Annotated in this window: 10 protein-coding genes; 7 read left to right on the forward strand and 3 right to left on the reverse strand. The window is 49.5% G+C overall.

The window, feature by feature from the left end:
- Nucleotides 1-75: 75 nt before the first annotated feature.
- A complete protein-coding gene (rpe, locus tag NG795_RS19895) occupies nucleotides 76-792 on the reverse strand; it encodes a ribulose-phosphate 3-epimerase (RefSeq protein WP_261204111.1) in 717 nt (238 codons plus the stop codon).
- Nucleotides 793-888: 96 nt separating this feature from the next.
- Here rpe and NG795_RS19900 point away from each other — a divergent pair, with 96 nt between their 5' ends.
- The 3 genes from NG795_RS19900 to NG795_RS19910 all read left to right on the forward strand — a co-directional run bounded on the left by NG795_RS19900 (nucleotide 889) and on the right by NG795_RS19910 (nucleotide 4,994).
- A complete protein-coding gene (locus NG795_RS19900) occupies nucleotides 889-2,517 on the forward strand; it encodes a S8 family serine peptidase (protein ID WP_367290389.1) in 1,629 nt (542 codons plus the stop codon).
- A gap of 49 nt (nucleotides 2,518-2,566) precedes the next feature.
- Entirely contained in the window at nucleotides 2,567-3,079 is a 513-nt protein-coding gene (locus NG795_RS19905; RefSeq protein WP_367290390.1) for a magnetosome magnetite crystal formation protein family, read from the forward strand.
- A gap of 241 nt (nucleotides 3,080-3,320) precedes the next feature.
- Nucleotides 3,321-4,994, forward strand: a complete 1,674-nt coding sequence (locus NG795_RS19910) for an LCP family protein (RefSeq protein WP_367290391.1) — start codon at nucleotides 3,321-3,323, stop codon at nucleotides 4,992-4,994.
- Between the two features lie 159 nt (nucleotides 4,995-5,153).
- On the opposite strand, the gene NG795_RS19915 is transcribed toward NG795_RS19910, so the two are convergent.
- A complete protein-coding gene (locus NG795_RS19915) occupies nucleotides 5,154-5,939 on the reverse strand; it encodes a COP23 domain-containing protein (protein ID WP_367290392.1) in 786 nt (261 codons plus the stop codon).
- Nucleotides 5,940-6,781: 842 nt separating this feature from the next.
- Between NG795_RS19915 and tatC the strand changes: the two genes are divergently transcribed.
- Together tatC and NG795_RS19925 are read left to right on the forward strand one after the other, a co-directional pair.
- Nucleotides 6,782-7,588 (forward strand): twin-arginine translocase subunit TatC, encoded by an 807-nt coding sequence (tatC, locus tag NG795_RS19920; protein WP_367290393.1) that lies wholly within the window; start codon nucleotides 6,782-6,784, stop codon nucleotides 7,586-7,588.
- Between the two features lie 796 nt (nucleotides 7,589-8,384).
- On the forward strand, nucleotides 8,385-9,572 hold the full coding sequence (locus NG795_RS19925) for a PAS domain-containing sensor histidine kinase (RefSeq protein WP_367290394.1): 1,188 nt from the start codon (nucleotides 8,385-8,387) through the stop codon (nucleotides 9,570-9,572).
- 246 nt (nucleotides 9,573-9,818) lie between these two features.
- Here the strand turns inward: NG795_RS19925 and NG795_RS19930 are convergent, their stop codons facing one another.
- Nucleotides 9,819-10,136, reverse strand: a complete 318-nt coding sequence (locus tag NG795_RS19930) for a DUF3067 family protein (RefSeq protein ID WP_367290395.1) — start codon at nucleotides 10,134-10,136, stop codon at nucleotides 9,819-9,821.
- 262 nt (nucleotides 10,137-10,398) lie between these two features.
- On the opposite strand from NG795_RS19930, the gene petC reads away from it, so the two are divergent.
- Together petC and petA are read left to right on the forward strand one after the other, a co-directional pair.
- Nucleotides 10,399-10,938, forward strand: coding sequence for a cytochrome b6-f complex iron-sulfur subunit (petC, locus tag NG795_RS19935; RefSeq protein ID WP_261201433.1), 540 nt, complete (start codon nucleotides 10,399-10,401; stop codon nucleotides 10,936-10,938).
- An 86-nt stretch (nucleotides 10,939-11,024) separates the two neighbouring features.
- The gene (gene petA, locus NG795_RS19940) at nucleotides 11,025-12,014 is read left to right on the forward strand and encodes a cytochrome f (RefSeq protein ID WP_367290396.1); all 990 of its coding nucleotides are present in this window, start codon (nucleotides 11,025-11,027) and stop codon (nucleotides 12,012-12,014) included.
- Nucleotides 12,015-12,173: the final 159 nt, after the last annotated feature.

Genomic DNA, 12,173 nt, shown 5'->3' on the forward strand with positions numbered 1-12,173 from the left:
AAATAAAGGAAGCGATTCGATGGCGTCGTTTCGCTTCCCGCAGAGGTCCGGATTAGAATCAATCCGCTGCTATCCCTACACCGCTGCCAACGGTTGCGCTTCCAATGCTGGACGCTGGCTGTGGCGAATCTCCTCGATCGCCTTTTGATAGTCCGGAGCACCAAAGACGGCAGAACCGGCCACAATCGCATTCGCACCGGCTTCAATGACTTGCCAGGAATTGTTCCCTTTGAGGCCGCCATCCACTTCAATCCAGGGGTCTAAACCGCGCTCATCGCACATCTGGCGCAGCTTCCGGATTTTGGGGACCACACCGGGGATAAAACTTTGACCGCCGAAACCGGGGTTAACGCTCATGATTAACACCAAATCGCACAGATCCAGAACGTATTCAATCAACTCCAACGGCGTGGAAGGATTGAGTACCACCCCAGCTTGTTTGCCAAGTTCTTTAATCTGACCGAGGGTCCGGTGGAGGTGAGGGGAGGCATTGTGTTCCGCATGAACCGAAATAATATCGGCCCCGGCTTTGGCAAAATCCTCAACATACCGTTCTGGTTCAACAATCATCAAATGCACATCCAATGGTTTGGATGTCACAGGACGAAGGGCTTTGACCACAAGAGGGCCAATCGTAATATTAGGGACAAACCGACCATCCATGACATCAACATGGATCCAATCTGCCCCGGCGCGATCGATGGCCTGTACTTCCTCTCCCAGACGACTAAAATCTGCTGATAGGATGGAGGGAGCAACGACAATAGGTTTGTTTGATTGCGTTTGGGTCATGGCTAACAAATATTTCATCCGTCCGTCAAGTCGTATTCAGTTTAACAAAATATGAAGAAACTCCCTAATAATTGGTTGGTGTGTGGAGCCCGAACCGTGAAGCGCTTAAAACTTAGAACGGGGTTAAGCGGACTCGTCGGCGGTGTGAGTATGGCTTTTATTGGAATTCCAGCCGTCGCCCTTCCCACTTCAATTGGTGAAATCGGCATTGATGCCCGTCGGCTGCATGATGCGCCCTATAACTTAACGGGGAGAAAAATTGCGATCGGTCAAGTAGACATTGGCCGCCCGCGAAAATTTGGCCTCGACAAACAAGCGAACCTCCATCGAGAAATCCCCGTCCAGCAGGTTTTCATGCAGGATGCACCCGCTAAAACCAGTCCCACAGATGATCCCCAAATGAAACCGGCTGAACAACACGCCGAACACGTGGCTGCGGTGATGATTAGTTCGGATAAGGCATTTCCTGGGGTTGCCCCCAATGCCACCCTCTATGCGGCTGGGATTGGCTTGTTGCGGCGCAGTGGACAACCGGAAGAATGTTTAGCGGCTCAAAATCTGGCTGAACAAAATAGCGGAGATGTGAGGGCGATTAACTACAGTTTTGGGGAATCCCTAGCCCAGGATCCGCGTCCCAATGCGGTTTTAGATGGGAACGCCCTGCTGACTCAATGTTTGGATTGGTCAGCCCGGGTCCATAATGTGGTTCATGTGGTGGCGGGAAATCAAGGACGCGGGGGCATTCCCATTCCCACGGATAACTATAACGGGATCAATGTCGCGTTTACAACGCTTTATGAGGGCAAGTTTGCCAAAGTAGACTTGGCGAATATTGGCAGTGCCTTTAGTGGCATTACCAGTCGGTTGGTGGGGTTAGAAGGAAATGTGGATAACCGCCGCGCTATCAACTTAGTGGCTCCAGGCAGTAACTTGGATTTATTGAGCTTAGATGGTGAAGTGACTCGGACCAGTGGCACCAGTTTTGCGGCCCCTCATGTGACGGCAACGGTGGCCCTGTTGCAAGAATATGGCGATCGCCAACTTCATCAACAAGCCAACACTCCCCAGTGGACCCTCGATGCTCGCCGCCATGAGGTGATGAAAGCCGTCTTAATGAACTCGGCGGAAAAAATCCAAGACCCTGGCAATGGTCAGCATTTGAAAATGACTCGCACGGTTTTTGCCAACCAGAACCGCACCTGGTTAGATTCGGACGCTTATAGCAGTCAAGAAATTCCCCTGGATGGAGACTTGGGAACGGGCCATCTCAATGCTTACCGAGCCTACCAACAGTTTAGTGCCGGTCAATGGGCTCCGGGAAATGCCCTACCGGGAATCGGTTGGGATTATCGAACGGTTGAGGCGAATAGTTATCATGAGTATGTCCTAGACCAACCCTTAGAGGCGGGCCGGTTCGTGTCCATTTCTCTAACCTGGAATCGTTGGGTTGATCTGGTTGATGGGAACAATAATGAGAAATATGATATTGGGGAAGGGTTTCGCGATCGCGGTTTGAATAACCTAGAACTCTATCTGATGCCTGCGGATGAAACGGATGTTCGCAAGAGTGTCTGGTCCTCAGTTAGCAAGGTAGACAGTACCGAACATATTTATCACCCGATTCCCCAAACAGGCCGTTATAAAATCCGGGTGTATTTTCGCGATCAAGTCAATGAATCCACCCAACCTTACAGTTTGGCTTGGTGGACTACCCCAACTCCTTAAAACCGCTTAAACTGATGCCTATCACGTTGATGGCTAAAACTCTCCGGTTATGACCAAGTTTCCGCCTAATTCCCCGAATGGCCCCAAACGCCAGTCGTCTAAAATTCTGGACGAGAGCGATCGCCGCGTTCGCTCTCGTTTTGCTGCATCCAGTTGGGCCCAAGAGGACTTGAACAGTCCTCCCCCGGCCCTGACTCCGGAAGACTTGGAAAACAAAGACCTTGCCCATTTAGGACTCTTTTTCTACTTCCTCCCCATCCTCGGCTTTTTCCCTGCCTTATGGACCTTGTATCGTCACCAAGGTAGCCGCGAACAAAAAGCCGCCTCTCGTCTAGCCATTACCCTAGCCTTTGGGTGGCTACTCGGATATATTTTCTTGGAAACCGGCGCAAGAAGTTCGGAATTACTAACCATTCCCCTGTTATTAATGAGTAGTCTGTTAACCTCGGGCTATTTTGTGGTAAATATTTGGCTGATGGTTCGTCTGTGGCAACGTCGGCCACTGCGATTACCGGGGGTATCACAGGTTGCTGAGGAAATAGTTGGCAAGCATTTATCCTAGACCTGTCGGGGGAGGGTCGTTTCGGTGCGATCGCCAAGCCTCAAGCTAACTTGAGGTTGAGCCGCCGACAACGGCGAATGACGGGCTAGATAGTGACCCCCCCAATCCCAGGGAACAGGAAATAGCCAATCAACCCATCAACGGTACAGGGTGTTAAACACCTGCACAGCCGTTTGCCTAATTGAGCGTGAGGATGCTCGTCCGATTTGATCGATATATTGTTGAGTGTGTGAGGAAGCCCGTGCCAAATCAGAACGTATCCAAGCAACGCCCGATGGCGGAACCTACCGCTAAACCCCGGAGTAACAAGCTCAATAAAGATAATCGGGGACGTTGGCTTTGGCTGTGTTTTGGCTTAAGTGGTGTGGCAATGCTCTCGGCAACAGCAGGAGCCTTGCTTGCCGTGTCTTTGTCAAGTACCCCCTTAATGCAAAGCCGCCTCAGTGCTGAAGATGCAGCTATATTTTCTAACAGCGATCTGGCGCGGACCAATCTTAAATTGCCTGAGCTCACTCGCTCAGTTAACATTTTAATCATCGGTACTAGCGTTTTAACTTCTGACCTTAAAGACGAGAAGGTTCCCGAATTAGGATACCATGCCCCAGTTAATTCCCTGGATGGTCTCTCGGATGTCATGCTATTGGTCCGCTTTGACCCTGAAGCCAATAAGTTGACGGTTCTTTCTATCCCGAGAGATACCCGCACTTTAGTGGAAGGATATGGCGTCCGCAAAATTAATGATGCTAACTATTTTGGGGGTCCTGCTCTGAGCGCTAAGGCGGTTAATGAACTCCTCGGTGGCGTTCGCATTGACCGTTATATTCGCATCAATGTTCAAGGGGTCGAAAAATTAGTGGATGCCCTCGGCGGAGTCAAGATGTATGTCCCGGTGGATATGAAATACCAGGATGATAGCCAACGTCTGTACATCAACCTCAAGCAGGGAGAGCAGTATCTCGGGGGCAAAGAGGCGCTACAATTTCTCCGGTTTCGCTACGATCAGTTAGGGGATATCGGTCGGATCCAGCGTCAGCAAATGATGATGCGATCGCTGATGGATCAAACCCTGAATATTAATACCATCACCCGATTACCAAAAATCCTCTCGGTGGTTCAAGAATTTATTGATACGAACTTAACGATTGAGGAAATTGCTGCGCTTGCGGGTTTTGCGGCCCAAACGGAATCTTCTAATGTGCAAATGTTAATGGTGCCAGGAGATTTCAGCGCTCCCGAGGAATATGAAGCCAGTTACTGGTTACCCAACTATGAACGCCTGGATGCGATGATCGCCGAACATTTGGATCGCGACCTTCATGGTAGGCATTATGATTCCGTTGATCCGGCTTATGTCCGGGTCGCTATTCAAGATAGTACGGATGACTGGGATGCGGTTGATCGCTTGCGAAATAGCCTCTCGGAAAAAGGGTATTGGAATGTTTTTGTTTCCAGTCCCTGGAACCAACCGTTAGCGGTGACGCGGATTGTTGCCCAAAATGGTGACATGGAAAGCGCCCAAGCCATTCAACAGGCCCTGGGCCTGGGTGAGGTCCGGGTGGAAAGTACCGGCAGTTTGCGATCGGATATCACCATTCAGATCGGCCGGGATTGGCTGGCGAAACAAAATCTCCAGAATCCCGCCCCCTCGGTTCAGGAGTCTTCCCCAGGGGACTCTTATTATTCCGAGGACTCAGTTGAACCTGCTGCTGCGGATGAGTACCCTAGCGAACCTCCTGTGACGGAGGAGTATAGAGAGTGGACCCCGACGGACCCCTCCGCCGACTCCTACGCTGACCCATCCGCCGACCCCTACGCCGACCCATCCACCGACCCCTACGCCGACCCATCCGCCGACCCCTACGCCGCCCCAACTATTCCACCAGAAGACCGCTATTGGCAATCCCCAAGTTACTAGGGCTTCGGTTCAGCATGAAAGGAAGGGGACCCGTACAGTATCGGTTAAAACCCGGGTTTCTATACTGCTCTTGTGTAGGAGAGGAAACTCAGGATTTGGGGGGAGGGGGAGAATCAACTCTCCAGGGTTTAACCTTCTCCCTCACCCCATCCCCCAGTTTTAGCGAAAATTCTCAGGGTTGAGCTGATGGCTGGATTCGTTGCTGCTGTTTTCTCGAAGTTGCAGACCCGTCCCCCCATCCATTGGGTCTAGGAAAGGCCGTAAATCGATACTTCCGGGCCGGACTTGAGTTTGGGTGTTGCTGCCGGGAATGGGCATCCCGAAAACATCCTCTAGGGTCTGCAACAGGTTCCCCCCTTGGCCGTTATCTACGAGGGCATTCACGGCTTCGGTTTGACGACCGCTATCGGCAACGGTCAAGTTTTCAAAGACGCGATCGCGAATCAGTTGGGGGTTCTCTCCCGGGGGGACTGTCAGGACAATCTGACAGGTCGGATTCTTCTCGGTGGTCACACAAATGGTGTCATACCCATTTTCTGAGCCGATCGCCAGTTCTTGCATCCCGTCTTCCCGGTAAAACTCTAAGCGACGGGCAATTTCGTTACAGCGTCGATCTTCGGTCCACCCTCCGCCCAAGGTACTGGGTTTTGCCCATTCATAAACCTGTCCCGGTTGACTTTGAGGGGCGTACATCACGGTGTACTCTCCATCGACGACTTGACAGGTAAACCTTGCATTGCTGGCTGTGGGGGTATCGCCCGGATTAGTATCCCCCGTTTCTGTGGGTGAATTGGGCGGAACTCGCACGTTATTCGGGGTCGGCAACTCCTGGGCTAAAACTGCACCACTTGTACCCAGCAGCAAGGTTAATCCCAGGGATGCACTGACCCCTCGGATTGCTGCAAGGGGAAGCGATCGCGGTGATTTATATTTAAGTTGAAACATTGCCAAGTTCTCCCATCTTTGTTATACGTCAATCATTAATCCTTCCTCATTATGACATCGCCCTTCTTGAAGTCCCTCTATCCCGCTTGGGCGATCGGTCTCGGTGTTAATCAACAACCCCTGACGCGATTCCCGAGTTAATATAGATGACAGACAAGAGTGCAAATTCACAAAAGAAAAGTCCTGTTTTTCCTGTAGACGTCTTCTCAGGCTAAAAAGATTCTGAATGGGGGATGGAAATTCTCCGGGGTGCGCTCTATTTTATGGTGGTGAGATAAAATCAATCGGCGACAATGCCTAGGCCGTCAGTACAGCGTTGAGAGTCCCATTTTCTGGGCAAAATTGGTGTTTTTTTGCCGAGAAAATGGGGTAAAACTCTGCTTTTTTCCTAGGGCGATCGCCAGACCCTGAACCCAAATCAAATCCTATTCTTAGATTTTGTTAAACCGGGTCTGAACAAGCCCCCCCATGTGCTATCTTTTTGCGAGTATTTTATACGCTTATACAGATTAATCACCCTCTTGGGGATGACAAAATGCAGGGGCGCGGCCAATCCTCACAAAAAATAATTGCTTTTCAGATGAGATTGAGTCGTGACCCGACCCTCCATCGAACAGTCGCGAACGGGATTTCTCAAACCCAGTCGTTGGACCCCAGGCATCTGATGATTCTGACTAGGGCATCCATTGGGAACAAAGTCTATTTAAAAGTCTATCCAAGGCATTCGCCCAGTTCTAACTCAAGAGATTTGAGGGGGTTGGGGGATCTCTATGGGGAAAAGATGCCGACCACCGGACGCTTCCCACTAAAATAGAAAACGAAACCTCTGAAGCAACTGACTCATGACCCCAAGTTCAGACCTGGAGACCGTGACCCAGCAAGACCCCCCCCAACTTTATAACCCCGGGAACCTTCAACCCACTGAGGATGACCCTCTCAACCACTTCCCAGATGAGGTGGAGATGTCCATCTTCGATCACCTGGAAGAACTGCGGATGCGAATCTTCTATTCCCTGATTGGGGTAGTATCCGGGATGGTGGGGTGCTTCATTTTTGTCAAACCGATTGTCCACTTATTAGAGGTCCCAGCACAAGGGGCTAAATTTCTGCAACTGGCACCGGGAGAATTTTTCTTTGTCTCAGTCAAGGTGGCGGGTTATAGCGGATTGGTCGTGGCGAGTCCATTTGTGCTCTACCAAATTATCCAGTTTGTCCTCCCGGGACTGTCCCTACGGGAACGTCGGATTATTGGTCCGATTGTTTTGGGATCAACCCTGCTGTTTGGTGTGGGTTTAGTCTTTGCCTATATCGCTTTGATTCCTGCGGCCCTAAATTTCTTCGTCAGTTATGGGGCCGGGGTGGTGGAGCAAATGTGGTCGATTGATCGATATTTTGAGTTTGTGCTGTTGCTATTATTTAGCACGGGATTAGCGTTTCAAATCCCGGTGATCCAGGCGCTGCTGGGTCTGCTGGGAGTTGTCTCTTCTACAAAAATGCTGGCGGGTTGGCGTTATGTGGTGCTGGGGGCTGCCATTTTAGGGGCGATTTTAACCCCCTCTACTGATCCCCTGACTCAAAGTTTATTTGCCGGTGCAGTTCTGACTCTATATTTTGGGGGAGTGGGATTGGTGAAGGCAATGGGAAAATAAGCGGTTTTGGTTCAGTGGTAGCGCGATCGCCGGTGGGCAGAGGGGTCCTTCAGGCGATCGCGCTTGTGCTATCTGTCATACAATTTTAGAGTTGAGCGGTTACGGTGACAGACCTTTGATATGTCTGGATTCTAGCCATCAGCGCGATCGGGGATCGAGTGCAAGAGCAACATAAATGTCCCCAGTCTAGGCTCCATCTGTTGTAAAATTTTAGAGTAGAGAGTTTAAAGTCGAGAGTTTTAAACTCTGAGTCGGTCAGGATTCGCCCTGATAGAGGGGCTGGGATAAAGTACCACAGCAAAATTAGCGCCCCTTGCATTGACCTCATCGTAGCTACAATTTTAAATTTGAGATTTTAAATTTGAGATTTTAAATGGGTTAACCCTTTCTCAATCAGGATTTTGGGCATTCGCCGGATGGCACAAATAAAGTGAACGATCGCTGTAATCGGTCCAAGTGCTTGCCAAATAAGGCGGTTGTGAGTTATGACAGTATCCAACGGATGTTAACCCTGAAAGCCCTTGGTGCGATTTATGATTTCGGGAGGTTGAGAAAGGCAAGTGTGATTTCCATCAATTTTTTTGATGATCAATTTAAGACTTTGTAATGCTGAATACGTTGTGAAATATCCGTTCGCTCATATAATACTCCCATCCGGATGGAAACCCACTCAGCACGGACGCTAACCATCTCCTTCGGTTTTAATTCAGGTGGTGATCGACGATTGATTGCCGATTGATTGCCGACCGCTAAAAATAGAGCTGCGTATCGTTTTATACCAAAGCTTTCACCTATCATGATGAAAATTCTTGCGTTCGATTTGCCTGATTCTCAATGTCCCGATTTCCAGCCAATTGTTCTCAAGTATTCCAGTTTTCTGGATACGGCTGCGGTGGGCATTTTTCAGATTACTCCGACGGGCAGCTATTTAAGGGCTAATCGAACTTTAGCTCGCATCTATGGGTATGAGTCGGGGACAGAACTGATGGCTGCGGTTAAAAATATGGGGAATCAACTGTATGTGGAACAGAGACGGTATGAGCAATTAATGCAAGTGTTACGCACTCAGCGAGATGTGGAAAATTTTGAATCTCGGATCTATCGTCAAGATGGGAGTATTGCCTGGGTGCGAGATACGATTCGGATTATGCGCGATCGCAAAGGTCAGGTGATTGGGTATCAGGGGATCGTTGAACCGATGGAAGAACCCCGAAGCGATCGCTTAAGTTCTCTGCCGGATTCAGAACCGGAAACCTTACAAACTCCCCTCACGCCTAACTTTGTGTCGATGCTATCTCATGAATTACGCGGTTCTTTAACAGTGATTGCGGCGGCGAACGATTTGCTCAAACTCCACAGTCAAAAAATGACACCCGAGCAACGGCTCAAGTATTTTCAAAAAATTGATGAAACCGTTAAACACACTTCTAATATCATCGAAGGATTCTTGACATTAGGGAAGGCTGAGTGTGGCGGGTTACATATTCAATCGGTTCCGGTCTATTTTGCCAGTTTATGCGAAGATGTCTGGCAGGATGTGGAAAAATTAACCGATGTGACTCATCGCATGATTTTGACAACCACCGGAGATTCTGAACCTCTGATGACTGATCCCACCTTACTCCGACAAATTATTTTGAACTTGCTGGTGAATGCGGTGAAGTATTCTCCCCAAGGCAGTTCTATTTATTGTGATTTTACCTTTAATGAAGGGGAAATCATTTTCCGCATCAAGGACAGGGGAATCGGGATTCCCCCGGAAGATCGGGCGAATTTGTTTACTCTGTTTCATCGGGCGAAAAATGTGGCAGCGAATGCCGGGAGTGGTTTGGGATTGGCAATTGTTAAGCGATCGGTGGATTTACTCGGGGGGAAAATTTGGTTGGAAAGTACCGTGGGAGAGGGGACAACTTTTACCGTAACCCTCCCAAAACTACCCGCGCTTTCTAGTCAAATTAATGATTACCATTCTATCAGCGCTTGAGGTGATTCGCTCTTTTAACCTCGTTCTTTTTGTCCGATGAATGTGACGTCACACCTGAGTTTCTTAACTCAAAAGCAAATGATCCGGCTAAATTCATAGGTAAGGCGCTGATCCCTGGGGACTAGAGGTTCCCCTTCTCTAGTTTTTCGAGGAATATTGCAAGTTGTCAATTGGTTAAAGAGTCAGGAATGAGTCTGGCGATCGCCCCAGTGAAGCATCAGGAAAGCGCTCAAGAGAATTGGCAATTTAGAAATTTTCGAGCATCCATTCTGAAGCGCGATCGCCCAAATCAATGGGAATGCTCACTGCCTTGCCTAAGCGGGGACGTTCGCGGGTGGTTGCAAGGTAAAGCTGCACCTGTTCGATGCCACCCCAGGCATTGAGATAACTGGCAACCACATCCAAATGAGCCAGATATTCCGACTCATTCATGGGGAAAGAGGCTTGTTCGAGGTATTTCCACATAATCAGGATGAAAATCTTCCCCTGAGTGCGCCGCACTTGGATATCGTAAGAGCGGCCCCACTTGGAAAGCAAGAGCTGGTGTAAGTCCTGTCCAGTCATAGAGAGAGTCCGTAAAAACTGAATCTTTACAGTTTGTTACAAAAATTGACAGCGAAATGCAAAAATGCGATCGAAGTGTCAAAGAATGTAATAATCTGTTGAGAAAGGCTGGAGATTCAGCATTTCCCTGGGGATTGTCCCTGCCTTTCCCCGGTAGTGACAGACTCGATATGAGGAATTGTTTAAACTAGGGTTCACCAATTTTAGCCCTTAGATGAGAGGCTAAGACATACAACTTAACACAGACGTAGCAAGATAGGTCATGGCTCAAGCTTCTGGAAATCCTGACGTCCCCAGCATGGGGCGTCGCCAATTTATGAACTTACTGACTTTCGGTGCAGTCACGGGGACGGCACTGGGAGCCTTGTATCCGGTGGTCAAGTATTTTATCCCGCCGTCGAGTGGCGCTGCTGGTGGTGGCGTTACCGCTAAAGATGCCCTGGGCAATGACGTCAGCGTTAGCCAGTTTTTAGGCAGTCACAATGCGGGCGATCGCGTGTTGGCCCAAGGTCTCAAAGGTGACCCCACCTACCTGGTGGTGGATCAAGACAAGACCCTGACCGAATACGGAATCAACGCCGTTTGTACTCACCTCGGCTGCGTCGTCCCCTGGAACGCCAGCGAAAACAAATTTATGTGTCCCTGCCACGGTTCCCAGTACAACAGTGAGGGTAAAGTGGTTCGCGGCCCTGCGCCTCTGTCTCTGGCTTTGGCTCATGCCACCGAAGTCGATGATAAAGTCGTCTTTACGCCTTGGACCGAAACTGACTTCCGTACCGGGGAAAACCCCTGGTGGTCATAAGCGCTTTGGCCGACCAAAAGCCGCTGAATGCAATATATTTCAATTTCTCATTGTTTGACTGTTTAGCTTACCTCTTCTCTTTCCCGATGAAACATACTTCCTTGTCGCGGATCCTGCGGCAGAGTGGACGCACTTTAGCCAAAGGCGTGCTGTTGGCGGTGGCAACTCTGGCCCTTTTCCTTGCTTCTGACATCGCCGTACCTCAGTCAGCAGCAGCCTATCCCTTTTGGGCGCAACAAACGGCTCCAGAAACCCCCCGGGAAGCAACGGGTCGGATCGTTTGTGCCAACTGCCATCTGGCTGAAAAACACACCCAGGTGGAATTGCCTCAAGCCGTGCTGCCGGATACGGTGTTTGAAGCGGTGGTGAAAATTCCTTATGATACCAGTGTGCAACAAGTGCTGGGCAGTGGCGATCGCGGACCATTGAATGTCGGCGCTGTGATCATGTTGCCCGAAGGGTTCAAAATTGCACCGGCCGATCGCATTCCTGAAGAAATGCAGGAAAAAATCGGGGGTCTTTACTTCCAACCATATAGCGAAGGTCAGGATAATGTGTTGATTGTTGGCCCCTTACCCGGCGAACAATATCAAGAAATTGTCTTCCCAGTTCTATCTCCGAATCCCGAAACCGATAAAAAGATCCATTATGGTAAATACCCCGTTCATGTCGGTGGTAACCGGGGACGTGGACAGGTTTATCCAACTGGGGATAAGAGCAATAATACAGTCTTCAATGCTTCGGCTGCTGGCACCATTTCCCAAATTGCCAAAGTTGAAGGCGGCGGTTATGAAGTCACCATTCAAACTGCTGATGGATCGACCGTGGTTGATAGCATTCCTGCCGGTCCTGAGTTAATCGTCTCGGAAGGTGACGAAGTGACTGCGGCGCAAGTTCTGACCAATAACCCCAATGTCGGTGGTTTCGGTCAGGTGGATGGAGAAATTGTCCTACAAAGTTCCGGTCGGATTAAAGGATTGCTGGCTTTCTTTGCGATCGTTACTCTGTCTCAAATTATGCTCGTCCTGAAGAAAAAGCAGGTCGAAAAAGTACAAGCAGCCGAAATGAACTTCTAAGTTCTGTTGCGAGTTACTTAAAAAAAAGGGGGCAAATGCCCCCTTTTTTTTAGAGGGAAGCGCAGAGAATTAGAGTTAAAGGAGTAGTAGCGCGTCTAAGCTAAAATAGTGGGTAAAATATCTTTGAGGAGTCTCATGAGTAACCCGAACATCAAACAT

It is taken from the genome of Laspinema palackyanum D2c (genome assembly GCF_025370875.1).
GTDB lineage: Bacteria > Cyanobacteriota > Cyanobacteriia > Cyanobacteriales > Laspinemataceae > Laspinema > Laspinema palackyanum.